Genomic DNA, 16,470 nt, shown 5'->3' with positions numbered 1-16,470 from the left:
CGCGGGTCACTACGGCCCGCGTCCACAGGAAGGACGTGACGTGATGACGGCGCTCGCCGAACAGCTGGACGTGTCCGTCGAAGGCGCAGCACCGGCGGTCGACCGGCTGGTGACCAGGGCGCTGCAGGCCCTAGAGGGCTATGCCGCACTCAACCAGGTACAGATCGACCACATCGTCAAGAAGGCCTCCGTCGCGGCGCTCAGCCAGCACGGCCGCCTCGCCGAACTGGCGATCGAGGAGACCGGGCGCGGCGTGTTCGAGGACAAGGCCGTCAAGAACGTGTTCGCCTCCGAGCACATCGCGCGCAGCCTGGCAGGGTTGCGCACGGTCGGGATCGTGTCCCGCGACGAGATCAACGGCATCGTCGAGATCGCCGAGCCGGTTGGTGTGGTGTGCGCCGTCACGCCGGTCACCAACCCGACGTCCACGACCGTGTTCAAGGCCCTGATCGCGTTGAAGACTCGCAACCCGGTCGTGTTCGCGTTCCACCCGACCGCGCAGCGGTGCAGCGCCGAGGCCGCCCGCGTGGTGCGCGACGCCGCGGTCGTCGCCGGCGCGCCCCGCGACTGCATCCAGTGGATCGAGACGCCGTCCATCGAGGCGACCCAGGAGCTCATGCGGCACCCCGGGGTGGCGGTCATCCTTGCCACCGGCGGGAGCGGGATGGTCCGCGCCGCGTACTCCGCCGGGAAACCCGCCCTCGGTGTCGGGCCCGGCAACGTCCCCGCGTACATCGAACGCAGCGCCGACGTCGTCCGCGCCGTGCACGACGTGGTCGTGTCCAAAACCTTCGACAACGGCATGATCTGCGCCTCCGAGCAGGCCGTCATCCTCGACGAGGCGATCGCCGGGCAGGCGCTGGCCCAGTTCGAACGGCTGCACGCGCACGTCGCGACCCCGCACGAGAAGGAGCGGCTGGAGAAGTTCATCTTCGGCGTCGCGGCCGGCAGCAACTGCGCCGGTGCCAAGCTCAACACGGACGTCGTGGGCCGCAGCGCGGCGTGGATAGCGGCCGGTGCCGGGTTCGAGGTGCCCGCGGACACGTCGGTCATCCTGGCGCCGGTCGGCGGCGTCGGCCCCGACGAGCCGTTGACCCGGGAGAAGTTGTGCCCGGTCCTGGCCCTGCTACAGGTCAGCTCATGCGAGGAGGGGTTCCTCCGCGCCGAGGAGATGGTCGAGCTCGACGGCCTGGGCCACAGCGCGGTCATCCACACCGCCGACGCCGCGACCGCGGAGGCCTACGGGCAGCGGGTCAAGGCCATGCGGATCATCTGGAACTCGCCGTCGTCGCAGGGCGGTATCGGCGACGTCTACAATGCGTTCCTGCCCTCGCTGACCCTCGGCTGTGGCAGCTACGGCCGCAACTCCGTGTCGGGCAACGTGTCCGCGGTCAACCTGCTCAACATCAAGCGGATCGGGCGTCGGACCAACAACCTGCAGTGGTTCAAGATCCCGCCGAAGATCTACTTCGAACCCAACGCCATCCGCTATTTCGCCGACATGCCCGACGTGCACCGCGTCACCATCGTCACCGACCCGACCATGACCCGCCTCGGCTACGTCGACCGCATCCGCGGTGTCCTGCGCGGCAGCGCCAACCCGGTCACCGTGCAGATCCTCGACAGCGTCGAACCGGAGCCGACGATGCAGACCGCCGAACGCGGCGCCGAGCTGATGCGCTCCTTCCGGCCCGACACGATCATCGCGCTCGGCGGCGGCTCCCCGATGGACGCGGCGAAGGTGATGTGGCTGCTCTACGAGCACCCCGGCGTCGAGTTCACCGACATGCGGGAGAAGTTCTTCGACATCCGCAAGCGAGCGTTCACGTTCCCGACCCTCGGCCGGCTCGCCCGGCTGGTGTGCATCCCGACCACCTCCGGCACCGGCGCGGAGATCACCCCGTTCGCCGTCATCACCGACACGAAGACCGGCATGAAGTACCCTCTCGCCGACTACGCGCTCACCCCGAGCGTCGCCATCATCGACCCGGTGCTGACCGCTGACCTGCCGCCGAACGTCACCGCCGACAGCGGCTTCGACGCCCTCACCCACGCCACCGAGGCGTTCGTTTCCGTCTACGCCAGTGACTACACCGACGGTCTCGCCCTGCACGCCATCAAACTCATCTTCGAACACCTGCCGGCGGCCGTGCACCACGACAACGCCGACCCGGTCGCCCGGGAGAAGATGCACAACGCCGGCACCATCGCCGGCATGGCGTTCGGCAACGCGTTCCTCGGCATCGTCCACGCACTCGCGCACACCCTCGGCGCCACGTTCCACATCGCGCACGGGCGCACCAACGCGATCCTGCTGCCGCACGTCATCCGGCACAACGGCCAGGTCCCGGCGAAGCTGACCGCGTGGCCGAAGTATGAACGGTACGTCGCCCCCGAACGGTTCCAGCAGATCGCACGGGCACTCGGCCTGCCGGCCCGCACCCCGGAGGAGGGCGTCGAGTCCTACGCCGCCGCCGTGGAACGGCTGCGCACCGAGGTCGGCATCGAAGCGTCGTTCCAGGCGGTCGGCGTGGATGAGCAGACGTTCCTGGACGCGCTGCCGCAGCAGGCAATGAACGCCTACCTGGACCAGTGCGCTCCGGCGAACCCGCGGATGCCGATGCTGGAGGACCTCCGCAAGATCATGCGGACCGCGTACTACGGCACCACCCGGTCATGAACCGGTCATGAACCCGGCATGGTGGTGGCGCTGGACGGCGGTGACGACCGCCGGGGAACTTGCCGGGTTCGTCGTCCCGGCGACCGTCGGCGCTGCCGCCGCCACGACAGCGCGGTGGCCAGACGGCGTCACGTACCCGGCGGTCCTCGCCGCCGGGTTCGTCGAGGGCAGCCTCCTCGGTTACGCGCAGGCGTCCGTGTGGCGGTCGCGGCTGCCCGGGCTCGGCCTACGGAGGTACTGGACCGCGACCGGCGCCGCGGCCGTCCTCGCGTACGCGGTCGGGATGCTGCCCAGCACCCTCGGCGAGCGGCTGACGCGCCTGCCGACCCCCGTGCTCGTCGCAGCCGGGTTGGTGGCGGCGACGATGCTGTTGGGCAGCATCTGCACCGCCCAGTGGCTGGTGCTGTGCCGGGCCGGGGTAGACCGGCCGGCGTGGATCGCGGCGACCGCCGCTGCCTGGGCAGCGGGTCTGGCGGTCCTCCTGCTGACCGCGATGCCGCTGTGGCAACCAGGTCAGGCATGGTGGCTGATCACGGTCATCGGTGTCGGTTGCGGAGCGTTGATGGCCGCCACGGTCGCCGCGCTCACCGGCCGTGCCGCCGTGCGGCTCACCGTGCACCTGGAAGCGGCACGGGACATCAGTCCCGTACGGGATGTGACGACCGGCTCTGCCGCCGGCACCCGCCGCGGACGATCGTGAACGTGGAGCCACTGCTGCTGGAGGAGGTCGCCATGTCCCAGAGTCCGCGAGCCGAGATCGACCAGGTCGTTGAGGCGTCGCTCGCCGCGCTGCGCGCTCCGTCGATCCTCAACACGCAGCCGTGGCGGTGGCGGTTGTCCGGCAACCACGCGGAGCTGTGGGCCGACCGGTCCCGGCAGTTGGACGGCCTCGATCCGGACGGCCGGCTGCTGCTGCTGTCCTGCGGCACCGCCCTGCACCATGCCACGGTCGCCCTGCTCGCCGCCGGCTTCGCCGCCGACGTCACCCGCCTGCCTGACCCGCAGCGCCCGGATCTCGTCGCGTGGATCCGGCAGGGCATGCCGTGCGCGGCGGACGACGTGCTGTATCGGGCCATCTACCAGCGGCGCACCGACCGCCGCCCGTTCAGCGACAGCCGGCCGGGCGACGCGGTCCTCGACACCCTGCGCACTGCCGCCGAACGCCACCGCGTTCACCTCCACGTCGTCCGCCCCGATCAGCTGACCGCGTTCACCGCCGCGGTCGCGCACGCCGGCGACGTGGAACACGGCGACACCCGGTTCCGCGACGACCTGGTGACGTGGACGACCCGCAGCCGGGACGACCGCGACGGCGTGTCGCCGCGCAGCACCGTGGCACCCACCCACCGCACCATCGCGCCGCGGGACTTCAGCCTCGCCCGGCCGGCCGCGTTGGAAGCCGGCACCGGCACCGACCACGGCACCGTCTACGTCATCTTCACCGTCGACACCGACGAACCCGCCGACTGGATCGCCGCGGGTCAGGCGCTGTCCGATGTCTGGCTCACACTCACCGCCCACGGTCTGGTCGCCTCCCCGATCAGCGAGGTCGTCGAGGTGCAACCCGTGCGGATCGCGCTGCGCCGCCTGCTCGGCGGCGTCGCCCACCCGGCCATCGCGATGCGGATCGGGTTCCCCGTCGACGACGCAGCACCGGTACCAGCGTCCATCCGGCGATCCGGCACCGACACGATCGGGCTGCCCGGGCAGCTGTGATCTTCTCATCCGTCCGGGCTGCACGGCACCTGGCGGCGGCGTAATTTCGGACTGGTATGCCCGGGATGACTGCTGACGTCGCGACCACAGCCAGAACACGCATATCGCAAAGAGGACGTCCGGTAACTACTGTCGCGGACCGCACCATCGACGAGCATCTGACCCGCACGCTCGGCCACCCCAGCGACGACGACGTCGCCCAACTGGACGCCTGGTGGCGAGCGAACAATTATCTCACCATCGGGCAGATCTACCTGCAGGGCAATCCGTTGCTGCGGCGCCCGCTCGAGCCGGGTGACATCAAGCCCGGCTGCTCGGCCACTGGGGCACCAGCCCCGGCCTGTCGCTGATCTACGCGCACGTGTCCCCGCTGATCCGGCTCACCGGCCAGGAAGCGATCTACCTCGCCGGACCCGGCCACGGCAGCCCCGCCCTGGTCGCGGCCGGCTACCTGGAAGGCCCCTACACCGACATCTACCCGGCGGTGTCCCAGGACGAGAACGGCCTGCTGCGGCTGTTCCGGCAGTTCTCCAGCCCCGGCGGCATCCCCAGCCACGTCTCCGTCACCACGCCCGGCTCCATTCATGAGGGCGGCGAGCTCGGTTACGTCCTCGTCCACGCGTTCGGGTCCGTGATGGACAACCCTGACCTGCTCACGATCGCGGTCGTCGGTGACGGCGAGGCCGAGACCGGGCCCCTGGAGGGGTCCTGGAAGGCATCTCGTTCCTCAACCCGGCCCGTGACGGCGCCGTCCTGCCGATCCTGCACCTCAACGACGCGAAGATCGCCGGGCCGACGGTCCTGGGCCGTAAAGACCCGGCCGAGGTCCGTTCGCTCCTCGAAGGCCACGGCTATGAGGTGCTCGAGGTCGGCGGCGACGACCTGCCCGGCATGCACCACCGCTTCGCCGCCACCCTCGCCGAGGCCTGGGCGAAGATCCGCGCCGTCCAGCAGGCCGCCCGCGGCGGCGACTGGGACGGCACCCGGCCCCGCTGGCCGATGATCATCCTGCGGTCCCCGAAAGGCTGGACCGGACCGGACGAGGTCGACGGCATCAAGGTCACCGGCACGTGGCGCTCACACCAGGTACCGCTTGCCGGCGTCAAGGACAACCCAGAACACCTGGCGCTGCTGGAGCAGTGGCTGCGCTCGTACCGCCCGGACGAACTCTTCGACGCCGACGGCGCGCCGGTCGACCTGATCCGCGGTCTGGCACCCGACGGCGCCCTGCGGATGACCGCCAGCCCACACGCCAACGGCGGGCTGCTCACCCGCGACCTCGACATCCCCGACTTCCGCACCTACGCCATCGACGTCAAGACCCCGGGCGCCGAGCACGCCGAGTCGACCCGCCGGCCCGGCGAAATGCTCCGCGACATCTACCGCGCCAACCCGGACCGATTCCGGCTGTTCTGCCCCGACGAGACCAACAGCAACCGGCTCGGCGCCGTCTTCGAGGTGTCCGACCGCGCGTTCATGGAGCGGGTCACCGACGCCGACGTCGCGATCAGCCACGACGGACGGGTCATGGAGGTCCTGTCGGAGCACAACTGCCACGGCTGGCTGGAGGGCTACACCCTCACCGGACGGCACGGCATGTTCGCCACCTACGAGGCGTTCGCGATGGTGTCGGCGTCGCAGACCGTTCAGCACGGCAAGTGGCTGCAGGAGGCGCAGCGCCTGGACTGGCGGGCGAAGGTGCCGTCGCTGAACGTGCTGCTCACCTCGACCGCGTGGCGCAACGCCCACAACGGCTTCTCCCACCAGGGGCCCGGCCTGATCCAGGTCGTGCTCACCCAGCGCGGCGACGTCGCCCGCGTCTACCTGCCGCCGGACGCCAACACACTGCTGTCCGTCGCCGATCACTGCCTGCGGTCCCGGTCCTACATCAACCTCATCGTCATCGACAAACAGCCCCAGCTGCAGTGGCTCGACATGGACGCCACCGTCGAGCACTGCGCCCGCGGCGCCGGGATCTGGTACTGGGCCGGCACTGACGACGGCACCACCGACCCCGACATCGTCCTGGCCTGCGCCGGTGACGTCGTCACCATGGAAACCGTCGCCGCCGCCCAGATCCTCAAGGAACGGCTGCCGAAGTTCCGGGTCCGGGTCGTCAACGTCGTGGACCTCATGACCCTGCCCCGCCCCAAAGACCACCCGCACGGCATGAGCGGCACCCAGTTCACCGAGCTGTTCACCGACACCGTCGACGTCGTCTTCGCCTTCCACGGCTACCCCGGCGCCATCCACCAGCTCGTCCACGGCCGGCCTGACGCCGACCGGTTCCGGGTCCGCGGCTTCATCGAGGAGGGCACCACCACCCCGTTCGACATGACCGTCCGCAACCGGGCATCGCGCTACCACCTCGTCATGGACGCCATCAACAACGCCAAGCGGCTCCCGCAGGGCGCTGCGGACCTGAAGGCGTGGTGCGAGCAGAAACTCGCCGAACACGACGCCTATGTCGTGGAACAGCTCGAGGACATGCCCGAGGTCCGCGACTGGACCCTCGGCGACTGGGCAGTCCGCTGATGACCGGCACCCCCGGTGAGGCGCTGTACTGGGCGGCTGACACCGCCCGGTACGCGCCATCCGTCCACAACATGCAGCCCTGGCGGTGGGTCGTCCGCGGTGACCGACTCGAACTGTTCACGGTCATCGAACGGCAGCTGCACGAACAGAACCCCGACGGGCGCCATGCTGCTCAGCTGCGGCACCGCCCTGCACCACGCCCTCATCGGCCTGGCGCACGGCTGCACATCCTCAACCGCGACCAGGTCCTCAAACTCGCCGTCATGATCGAACACGCTGGCGACGCCGAACAACACGACGGCAAGATGCGGGCGGAAACCGCCGTGTGGGTCGGCGGCGACCGACCCGACACCGGCCTGCCCGACGCCTTCCAAGAGGCGGGCGGCCGATCGTACCCGACGTCCCGCGAGATGTGATGTACACACCCGTGACGCAGGAACACCTCGACCGGGCCGAGCGGGTCGTCGCCACCGTGAGGCGACGGATCACGGCGCAGCCGCGCTCTGCGTGGACCTCGCCGATGCGCACCCAGGACGCAACCGCAGCCTTACCCACGGCCGGCCCAGGCAGGCCCTATCGTGAGGTGTCGCTATCGTTCGGCCGGAAGAGCATTGCCGTGATGACCAGCTCCTGGCACCGTGCGCCCGCCTGTGGGGTCCTATCCCGGTTTCATGAACTCGACCACACCGCCCTGAACGACCTCACGCAACACACCGCCGTCCTGCTTGAGGCGGCAGTAGCTGCGATCGATATCGTCGTGGGCTGTGCATCAATTCGACTCGCTGCCCACGGGAACGGCGACGTTGCCCAAGGCTGGGCCGGGAGACCAGCTGGGGACCTGCCCTACCACGGCACCACCAGGGGCAGGGCCGGCACCGTCATCGCTGACCTGGCCGAAAGTGCATCGCCGCCCTCGCCGCTGATTCTCGCTGGCTCGCAGCTGCGCTCCTACGCAGCCGTGCCGGTGCTCGACCCGATCGGACGGCAGGCCGGCACGCTCTGTGTACTAGACCAGCGAACCGATGCGTTCACCAGCATCGACCTCTACGTCTTGGCGAGTCTGGCCCGCGACGCAGCCGCCCTGTTACACCTGACGCCCCAACGGGCGAGCTGGTAAAACACCAAGGCAATGCGAGGTTTTGACATGGTCAGCGCCGTGGTCATCGTCGAAGCAACACCGAACGGCGGTACTGAAGCTTCCCCTCGGACCGGACACCTTGAATGACAGCGGTCTTGTCCGCGTCCACGGAATACTCCCCCACTGGCGGCCAAAGAGCGCCCCGCTGATGGCGCCTACCGCTCGTTCGCCGAGCTCGAGACGGCCTGCCGCGACTTCACCGAGCAGATCAATCAGCGGATCCACCGCGAGACTCGTCGCCGCCCGGTTGACGCGTTGCTGGAGGAGCAGGCCCGGCTGCACCGGCTGCCGGCCCAGCCGTTCACCGTCGCGTTCGGCACCACCCGCCGGGGTCAGCTGGGACTGCACCATCTCCGTCGTCCGCTACTCCGTCCCGCACGATCTGGCCGACACCCGGGTCTCGGCCCGGTTCCACGGCGACGAACTGATCGTCACCGCCGTCGCCGACGACGGCCCGATCGTGGTCGCCCGGCATCCGCGGGCCCAGCCCGGCAACCCGTCGCTTATCGACGAGCACTACCCACCGCAGACCCGTCGGCACGACACCGACGAACGTCCGCCTCGAGCGCACACCGCGGACGAAGCGGCGTTCCTGGCGCTCGGCCCGGAGCGCCGCTGCCTGGCTGAGCGAGGCCGGCGCGACCGGCGTCCGCCGGGTCCGCCGGAAGACGCGATGAGCGCGCACCTGCTGGCCAACCGGGCTGTTGCTCGGTCCCAATTGCCGAGCGGGTTTGATCACTCTGTCTCGCTGGTGGTTCGCATCATTACCGTCGTCGGCCCAACCGAATTTCGAAGACGAAAGACCTAACAAAAGTTGGATCCGAGTCTTCATGATCGGTTTTCATGGTGTCGACCGTTCTGGGTGATGCATCTCCGGAGATCTCCCCGTCAGCCTCGGGTTGATCAATTGCACTGCCGTCCGGAAGAGCCTCCGCAGTGCCGCTGTCGATTGCCGCGATGCTTGCAATATGAAATACGCAAAGAACAACCACGCATGCCATTACTGCATATCGCATAGCGAGCGGAATGCTTTGCGGTCCCGGATAACTTGCGCCGAGGTAGACGATTAAGGCGCACGGGATAATCCCCCAGTATAGAAAGCCGGTCTCTGCGGGAAGCTGCGGGTGCAATATCTGGACCGAGACGGCGATGGTCTCAGCAATAAAGGCTGCCGAAATAAGTACGACGGTGAAGGCGATAAGCTTAACGAGCTTGAGTGAGACACCGTGAAAGTGGACGGCGGCAAGCCATGAGAGCGAGAGAAAGGTTATCATCGCTGAAACCGCGAACGCGATGCCGGCAAGCAGTCCCTGAATCGCTAGCCTCGAACACAGGAGCACGCCATCAATGATCGAATAAAGAAGCGCGGTAATCATGAGTGTGAAGAAGGCCAAAAGAAGCGAATTCAACGCTCGATCGCGGTACGCTAACGCACTGTGGCCATCAGCTGGTTGTGGGCTCTGAGCGATGAGCAACACGCCGCCGAATGCGACGGCGGCAAGGACGCCCATCATCTGAGCCACATCCGGCGAGGAGCCCGAAAAGCTCCAATTTGGCACTGTCGGGCCGATGCCAAGGTTGCCGCAGGGATCGTCGAAGGCAAATCTCACGACTTTACTGTACGTCCTTCCCCCGTTCTCGCGGAGCGCTGCCCTGATGGGGCGGGGTCGAGGACTCTAGTATGATTTATGCGAATGTTATTGTTTATCGGACATGTGAACAATGCGCACCACGACTCGAAATCCAACCGCATGATCAACGGTGTGCCCGGCAGCTTCAGCCAGTTAGCCGACGCCCCGGTGTCGCTGCAGGTCAGCGGCCGGATCGGACGCGTGGCGCGGGGCAGTGTGGCGAGGACGTCCGGCATGGTCTCCGTGAGCGCTGCACCAAGCCGGTGACGGCGCCGATCCGGGCCGACACATCAGCCCGCCCCGACCCGTGACCTCCGGCACTCGTTCGCCTTCGCGCTGGCCGATTCTTGCCGGCACGCCGACACGGCAGTGGCGAGCGCGCCACCGCGGCGTTGACCGCGGCCGCCGCGGTGACGGTCGAGTAGCTGTGGGCTGCGGCGCTGCACCGCCCGCCCGGCCTCGTCCAGGCTGCTCGATACTGGCCTGCCGCCAGGGCCGGCAGCGCCGCCCTAACGGTGCTGCTTACCCGTCGTCGCTGGCGGGTAGCGCTGGGACCGCGGTCCCGAGTGCGGATGGCCGGTTCATGGCTACCGCGCGGCGACGTAGGCGCCACCAGCGGCGCGGCTGCGGGACTGGGTAGATCTGCGCATTGATGGCATCCAGCAGCCGCCCCAAGGCTGCGTACAGCGCGTGGACTGCGTCGGTGCGGGCCTGGGCTGCCTGCTTGGCCCGCCGCCACGGGTTGGCCTGTTTGTACGCTTTTATGATCACTGTGGTCGCCGTGCCGAGCTCCAGCGCGGCCTGACGGACCGCGCTGTCGGGAATCAGCGCTGCCCGGGCCGTGGCCGCGAGGATCCGTTCCACGGGCGTCGAGACCGCCAACGCGGCGTTCTTGTCTTGCTCGCCCGCCTTCAGCAACACTCGCATACCCTCGGCGAGACCCGCGTAGAGGCCGCCGCGGCTTTGGGCCGCCAAATACTCCAGCGCCGCCATCTCCAGCCACAGCCACGTCACTTTCGGCTGCCCCCACGCCATCCACAACGCCACGCGCAGGCTGTTCACCGCTGTGAAGAGTTCCTGGGTGAGCTCGCGGAGCATCGCGTCCTGCGCCAAACGCCCGCTCCCGCTCCAGCCGTCGTTCCTGGTGGCGGTTCGAGAACAAGACGCCGCCCAGCGCGATCAGGCCGCCGGTTGCTGGGCCGACGACGTCGTGCAGACCGGATAACACCGTTGACCACATACTCGTGGCCATCAGAGTGAGGCACCACCGCTCGTCCCATCCGCGACGGCATACCTGGTGGTCGAGGCCGTCCAGGCCGTTGGCGGACGGGACCTCCATCAGCTCCTTGGAGTAGATGAAGAAGTTGCCCTGTAGCGCGTCGCAGTGCTGGCAACCGTTGGTCAGCTCGGTGATGCCAATGGTGCGGCTGGTCCGGACCTTGATCGGGCGGGTGAGTCCGACGTTGCCGGTGCTCGGCAGCAGCTCGACGGCGGTAGTGAGGGCCTGCTCGTCGTCGCAGGCGACCAGGTCGCCGTCCACGGCGGTGGCGGGATGCGGGTGACCTCGACGGGCCGGGCCGGCGCGTTCACGGTGTCCCCGCCCGGGTCTGCAGTGGTGCGTGGTCGTGAGCGGAGGTCGGGGCGCCGGCTTGGCGGTGCGTCTGAGCCTGCTCAGTCCGGGCGAGTGCGTGGCCGTCAGGTCTCGAGCCAGTCCGATGCGCTGGCCGGCCTGGCGGGACAGCGGCAGGCCGGCGTGCGGAATCCGGTGGCAGGAGCGAAGGATGGCTGAGGGACGGATGACCCGGGCCTGGACAGGCTCGTGGCGCTGGCCAGTCTCGGCGAGGGCGGTGTGGCGGCGGCCGAGGTCGACGAGGGCCTGCAGGTTGTGCGGCCGGTGCTGGCGGTGTCGCCGGTGGTGTTGAGGACGTAGCCGGCCAGCACGGCGATCTCGCCGGCCCGATGGTGGCGTTGCCGCTGATGACCAGGTCCACCCGCGGGCTGCTGCGCTGTGCGGCCCGGTCCGGCGTCCGGCCGCTCCACTTCTGACTGAGGTTGCCATTGCAGTCATAGATGAACAGCCCGGAGGTCGGCGCCGGGGTGGCGCCGGAATCGAGGCACCGAAGGTGTGGACGTCGAAGGCCGTCGCGCACTGGCGACGCACCGGCGAACGCCCGAGCCCGGTCATGGTGTGGACCCCGGCCCAGGCCGGCGACTTCCTCGACTACGCCGAAGCCCACGACATCGTGCTCTACGCGATGTTCGTGCTCATCCTGCACCGCGGCCTGCGCCGCGGTGAGGCGATCGGGCTGCGCGACTTCGACGTCGACCTCGACGACGCCCACCTCACCGTCGCCGAGCAGATCACCGCGGTCGGCTACAAGCCGGTCGTCAAGGACGTCAAGAGCGACGCCGGGGAACGCAGCATGCCGCTCGGTCCCTCCACCGTCAGCACTCTGCGCGAATACGTCACGCGCCGCGACGGCTGGCAGCAGGCGTGCGGCGACGACTGGCCCGACACCGTCCGGTTCTTCGTCCGCCCCGACGGCCAGCCCTGGCACCCGGACACCGTCAGTAAACGCTTCGACGCCCTCGTCGACGCCAGCAGCCTGCCCCCGGTCCGGCTGCACGACCTGCGCCACTGCGCCGCCACCTACCTGCGCGCCGGCGGCGCCGACATCAAGGAAGTCCAGGAAACCCTCGGCCAAGCCAACGCCGCGCTCACCTCCGACACCTACACCTCCGTACTGCTGGAGTTCCAACGCACCGTCGGGTCGGCGTAGGTGACCTGCCGGTGTGAGCTGGGGTTCGTGAAGACGCCGAGCGCACCGGCGAACAGCGCGGACACCGCGTCGCGTTCACCGCCGTCCAGCGCCGGATCGGCCAACGGGCCGCCACCGGCGAACGCCTGGCGCATCAGCTTGACGCCGATGTCGGAGTCGCCGGCGCCGGCGAGCTCGCGGACCCGGAACGGCCCGTGAACAGTGGCGAACGGGAGCTGTCGACGTTCTGCCGCCGTGTGCGTGTCATACACGGATGGAGCGGGCCACGGCGAGCCTGCCAGAGCCACCCGATCGGCCCTGCTGCAGTCGCGACATTTCGCGGCGCCGACCGGAGTGAAACCCGTCAGCGGACCGCCGCGGGACGGGCGGTCACTGGCAGGTGACCGCGGGGGTAGCGGTGGTGGGGGTGTAGGTGCTGGTGAGAAGTACCATTACGATCTCGTACTCGTCCATCGGATCCGGTGCCGTGGTGGCGTCCGCGCGGCGGTGGGCACGGCTGTGGCTGCTCAGCAGTTGTCCGGAGGCGGCGAAGGTGAGGGTCTTGGCGACGGTGAACGGCATCGGCGGCCGGTAGGTCCAGGTGACCGCGAAGCCCGGCCGACCAGTCGGATCGGTCGCGTCGGGTTGCACGGCGATGCCGGGCATCTGCGCGAGCATGCGCAGAATTCCCTGACGGGTGGCGAGCGGCGCGAACCGCTGACTGTAGAACTCCGCGATCTCGCCGAAACCGTCGGCGACGGCCCCTGGAGGCAAAGGCTCGTGCAGGATCTGCCGGCGCAGGGCGTCGGGGTGGCTGGACAACGGCCCGTCGAACGGTCCGAGGTCGCTGTCGGTCTCGTCGTGTTCCGGTAGACAGCCGCGGGCTTCGTCGACGATGACGGAGCGGCTGCTCCCCTGGCTGGTCGTCCAGTAGCGGATGTGCCGGGCGGGTCCGGTACCGGGCGCTGTCGACGGCTTGGCCGGGTGCGACTCCCAGACGCGCACTTCGATGTATTCGTATCGCGCCTTCGGCGGGTCGGCCGGCCCATCTGCTGCCTGCGCCGCGAACCGCTCCAGCATTGCTGCAGGATCGACCGACGTTGCAGCCGACGACGGCGCACCGCCCGGGGCGGTCCTGAGGCTGGTGGCCGTCTCAGCCGTCGCCGGGAAACCGTCACCGGAGCACGCCATCACCGCCGTGCCGACGAGCAGCGCGAGCACGACCAGCGCCGCCGCACCGGCGATCAGGAACGGCCTGCGCCGGGTGACTGGAGTGGAAGTTGTCATGTGTCCCTCAAAGGTGGGGTGGAGGTGGACCGGCTTATCGGGTGACGACACCGCCGGCGGTGCGGTCGTTGGAACCGATGCGGGCGGTGCCACTCGCGCCTGGCGCGGGGGCGGGCGTCGGCGCCATCCGCTGGTCGTGGACGCAGTGGGCGGCGATAGCACCTACTCCGGGCGGATCGGCGTGCCGTCACACAGGCCGGTCCCCAGCCCGGGGAAGACATCTGGACGGTAGTGACCCCGTCGGAGACGGATGGCTGGCTGGCCGCCGACGATGGCGGACGCAGGGCCAGCCTGACGACAGCGCCGAGCGTGGCGGCCCGCCGCGGGCGCGGCCGCCGCCAGTGTCAGCCGTCGTCGTGGCGGTGGTGCGAGAATCATCGGGTTCTTCCGTGGTGCGATGAGCGGTTGCTGGACCCAGGCGTGACGGCATCGGGTGGTCAGAGCGTCGCAGGGGCGGTACGGAGCGCATTACGTCTTGCGGGCCACGACGCCGTAGATGCCGATGTCCGCGGCGGTGGTGGTGGTGTTGGGCGGGCCAGTCGGGCGCCAGTCGAGGATGGAGACCAGGCCCGGGTCGACGAGGTCGAGGCCGGTGAGCCAATCGGCGAGTTGGTTGCTGCTGCGCAGGTAGAACCGGGCTGCCGCTTCGGCGGCGTTGAGCTTGGGCACGGCGGCGCGTTGCTGCGGACTGAGGTAGTCGTCGGTGCCGTGGCTCAGGACGAGGTAGCTCCCCGGGGCCAGGGCATCCAGGAACTGGGCGACGATCTGGGCCGGGTGCTCGTCTTCGGCGATGAAGTGCAGGACCGCGACCAGGAGCAGCCCGACCGGTCGGCGCAGGTCGAGGGTGGCGATCAGGTCGGCGAGGATGCCGGCCGGGTCGCGCAGGTCGCGGTCGAGGTAGGCGACGGCGCCTTCTTGGTTGCTGGTGAGCAGGGCGCGGGCGTGGCTGAGCACGATCGGGTCGTTGTCGACGTACACGACGCGGCTGTCCGCGGCGACGGACTGCGCGACCTCGTGCGTGTTGTCGGGCGCCGGGATGCCGGTGCCGATGTCCAGGAACTGCCGAATACCCTGCTGGGCAAGAAAGTGTACGGCCCGGCCAAGAAACGCCCGGTTCTCCCTGGCCGCCGCGACGACGGCTGGGAACTGTTCGGCAATCCGGTCGCCGGACTTCCGGTCGGCGATGAAGTTGTCCTTTCCGCCGAGCCAGTAGTTGTAGCGGCGGGCCGGGTGCGCCGCGGTCGTGTCGATCCGAGCCAGGACGTCACGGTCGGGCAGCGCCCCGCGGGACGGATCGTCGAATGGCCGGTGCGTCATCATGCAGTAACTCCCAAGGTGAGCTGCGCGGCGGCGAGGACGACGACCGCATCCAGCAGTGCTACGGCGTGGTGCAGCGGTGTGCGGTGCAAGCGCCGCTCATGGCGTGCACTCGTCGTGGCGGTGCCGACCCGGGCCGCCCGGCAGGTCACCGCAAGCTGGCCCGCTGCCGCGCTGGGCCGTGATTGTGACCGGCGGATGCGGGCCGCACTGGCGTGTTCCGCCCGGGGCGGCGTTGCTACGGTTGAGCGGGACCGTGTCCGATTCGCGCGTGGCCGGCCGATCGTCCCGGCCCGGCCGCGTTTCTGGACACCTTCCTCGGCCAGCACCCGATTGACCGTGCTGGAGACACAACCGCGGTCCTCGGCGGTATGCCGCATCGACTGCCGTCCTCGAGGGAGCGGCGGGTCATGTCAGCGCGCATCACGTCGGCGCGCACCGTATGGGTGCGCGTGTGTCCCCGCAGCAGCGGTGCACTGGTTTCGCCGGTGCTGCCCGGCTGCCCGGTGCCGGCTGCGACGGTCATGGATGCTCCTTCGATGTCGGCGTCTGGCCGGGCTGGTGGTGTCCGGCGTCGGGTGTCCGTGGTTGGGGGGACGGCCGCGGGGGCATCGGTTCCCGCGGCCGTCCCGTGGGCGCGCCGCGTGTTCCCACAGGCCGCAGCGCGTCGCCATGACCGGCTTACGCAGCAACGACTGCGTACGCCGGTCCGGGCAGGTCGATGGGCCGCCGGCATGTGCCGCGGACCGCGGGGCCGTTCATTGCGGTTCCTGATCCGCCTGCGGTTCGGCGTCGGTATGGCTGGCGTCGTGTCGGCCGTCGCGCCACATGGGGTAGAGCGGTTCGCCGTCGTAGGGCAGGTCGAACACCGGTGCGCAGTCGATGAAGCCCTTGCGCAAATACAGGTCGCGGCTGCGGGCGTTGGCGGCTTCGAGGTAGGCGGGCAACCCGTACTGGTCCATGTCGGCCAGCCGCTGATCGAGCAGGGCACTGCCCAGGCCGCGGTTCTGCCTGTGTTCCTCGACGGCGAGGAACGCCCCGTACATGTGCGGGCCAGTGGCGGCGGGGTGGGCCTGGTGCATCTGCGCTTCGAGGCGTTCGAACCGTTCGGTCCACGGGCCGCAGGCGATCCGTCGGCGGCCTGCGTAGCCGGGCACGTCCGGGTGCGGCACAGCGAACCAGACCGCGGCCGCGACCGGCGCCGCCGGGCCGTCGATGACGTCGATCTGGCCGTGCTGCAACGCATGCTCGACGTGCATGGCGAAGTAGCTGGTCAGGACGTGGACGCGTTCGTCGTCGGGCGGGACCAGCCAGCGGCTGAGGTCGATCGGGGCGAAGGATTCGGCGATCAGCCGGGCCACAGCCCGGGTGTCCTGTGCGGTGGCGGTCCGGACCCGCTGCCGCATG

Annotated in this window: 13 protein-coding genes and 2 pseudogenes; 9 read left to right on the top strand and 6 right to left on the bottom strand. The window is 69.3% G+C overall.

Features of this window, described 5'->3' with window-relative positions:
* Nucleotides 1-43: 43 nt before the first annotated feature.
* The 7 genes and pseudogenes from adhE to ACQP00_RS20790 form a co-directional block, all read left to right on the top strand.
* Nucleotides 44-2,680, top strand: a complete 2,637-nt coding sequence (adhE, locus tag ACQP00_RS20820; protein WP_433223928.1) for a bifunctional acetaldehyde-CoA/alcohol dehydrogenase — start codon at nucleotides 44-46, stop codon at nucleotides 2,678-2,680.
* A gap of 7 nt (nucleotides 2,681-2,687) precedes the next feature.
* Nucleotides 2,688-3,380: a hypothetical protein gene (locus ACQP00_RS20815; protein WP_433221502.1), complete on the top strand. Its 693-nt coding sequence runs from the start codon at nucleotides 2,688-2,690 to the stop codon at nucleotides 3,378-3,380.
* Between the two features lie 2 nt (nucleotides 3,381-3,382).
* Nucleotides 3,383-4,396 carry an Acg family FMN-binding oxidoreductase gene (locus tag ACQP00_RS20810; protein WP_433221500.1) on the top strand — a complete coding sequence of 338 codons (1,014 nt, stop codon included), beginning with the start codon at nucleotides 3,383-3,385 and terminating at the stop codon, nucleotides 4,394-4,396.
* A gap of 65 nt (nucleotides 4,397-4,461) precedes the next feature.
* Nucleotides 4,462-6,931: pseudogene (locus ACQP00_RS20805) on the top strand (phosphoketolase family protein).
* The gene (locus ACQP00_RS20800; RefSeq protein WP_433221498.1) at nucleotides 6,931-7,347 is read left to right on the top strand and encodes a nitroreductase family protein; all 417 of its coding nucleotides are present in this window, start codon (nucleotides 6,931-6,933) and stop codon (nucleotides 7,345-7,347) included. Before ACQP00_RS20805 ends, ACQP00_RS20800 begins: the two are co-directional and overlap by 1 nt.
* 11 nt (nucleotides 7,348-7,358) lie before the next feature.
* Entirely contained in the window at nucleotides 7,359-8,048 is a 690-nt protein-coding gene (locus ACQP00_RS20795; protein ID WP_433221496.1) for a GAF domain-containing protein, read from the top strand.
* A 144-nt stretch (nucleotides 8,049-8,192) separates the two neighbouring features.
* Nucleotides 8,193-8,737 (top strand): annotated as a pseudogene (locus ACQP00_RS20790) (Mu transposase domain-containing protein); the annotation flags it as partial.
* A gap of 96 nt (nucleotides 8,738-8,833) precedes the next feature.
* Here ACQP00_RS20790 and ACQP00_RS20785 read toward each other — a convergent pair.
* Nucleotides 8,834-9,679, bottom strand: a complete 846-nt coding sequence (locus tag ACQP00_RS20785; protein WP_433221494.1) for a hypothetical protein — start codon at nucleotides 9,677-9,679, stop codon at nucleotides 8,834-8,836.
* Nucleotides 9,680-9,763: 84 nt separating this feature from the next.
* On the opposite strand from ACQP00_RS20785, the gene ACQP00_RS20780 reads away from it, so the two are divergent.
* The gene (locus tag ACQP00_RS20780) at nucleotides 9,764-9,967 is read left to right on the top strand and encodes a hypothetical protein (RefSeq protein ID WP_433221492.1); all 204 of its coding nucleotides are present in this window, start codon (nucleotides 9,764-9,766) and stop codon (nucleotides 9,965-9,967) included.
* Nucleotides 9,968-10,222: 255 nt separating this feature from the next.
* Here the strand turns inward: ACQP00_RS20780 and ACQP00_RS20775 are convergent, their stop codons facing one another.
* Entirely contained in the window at nucleotides 10,223-10,813 is a 591-nt protein-coding gene (locus ACQP00_RS20775; protein ID WP_433221490.1) for a hypothetical protein, read from the bottom strand.
* Between the two features lie 1,010 nt (nucleotides 10,814-11,823).
* Here ACQP00_RS20775 and ACQP00_RS20770 point away from each other — a divergent pair.
* Nucleotides 11,824-12,480: a tyrosine-type recombinase/integrase gene (locus ACQP00_RS20770; RefSeq protein ID WP_433221488.1), complete on the top strand. Its 657-nt coding sequence runs from the start codon at nucleotides 11,824-11,826 to the stop codon at nucleotides 12,478-12,480.
* On the opposite strand, the gene ACQP00_RS20765 is transcribed toward ACQP00_RS20770, so the two are convergent.
* From ACQP00_RS20765 to ACQP00_RS20750, 4 genes are all read right to left on the bottom strand, one after another.
* On the bottom strand, nucleotides 12,432-12,731 hold the full coding sequence (locus tag ACQP00_RS20765) for a TIGR02391 family protein (RefSeq protein WP_433221486.1): 300 nt from the start codon (nucleotides 12,729-12,731) through the stop codon (nucleotides 12,432-12,434). The two genes, ACQP00_RS20770 and ACQP00_RS20765, sit on opposite strands and share 49 nt — an antisense overlap.
* Nucleotides 12,732-12,849: 118 nt before the next feature.
* Entirely contained in the window at nucleotides 12,850-13,680 is an 831-nt protein-coding gene (locus ACQP00_RS20760) for a hypothetical protein (protein WP_433221484.1), read from the bottom strand.
* 534 nt (nucleotides 13,681-14,214) lie between these two features.
* Complete coding sequence (locus ACQP00_RS20755) at nucleotides 14,215-15,063, bottom strand: SAM-dependent methyltransferase (protein ID WP_433223926.1); 849 nt, start codon at nucleotides 15,061-15,063, stop codon at nucleotides 14,215-14,217.
* Nucleotides 15,064-15,821: 758 nt separating this feature from the next.
* On the bottom strand, nucleotides 15,822-16,469 hold the full coding sequence (locus ACQP00_RS20750) for a GNAT family N-acetyltransferase (protein ID WP_433221482.1): 648 nt from the start codon (nucleotides 16,467-16,469) through the stop codon (nucleotides 15,822-15,824).
* Between the last annotated feature and the right edge of the window lies 1 nt (nucleotide 16,470).

The organism is Dactylosporangium sp. CS-047395 (assembly GCF_050942185.1).
Classification (GTDB): domain Bacteria; phylum Actinomycetota; class Actinomycetes; order Mycobacteriales; family Micromonosporaceae; genus Dactylosporangium.
This window is presented reverse-complemented; position numbering and strand designations above follow the sequence as displayed.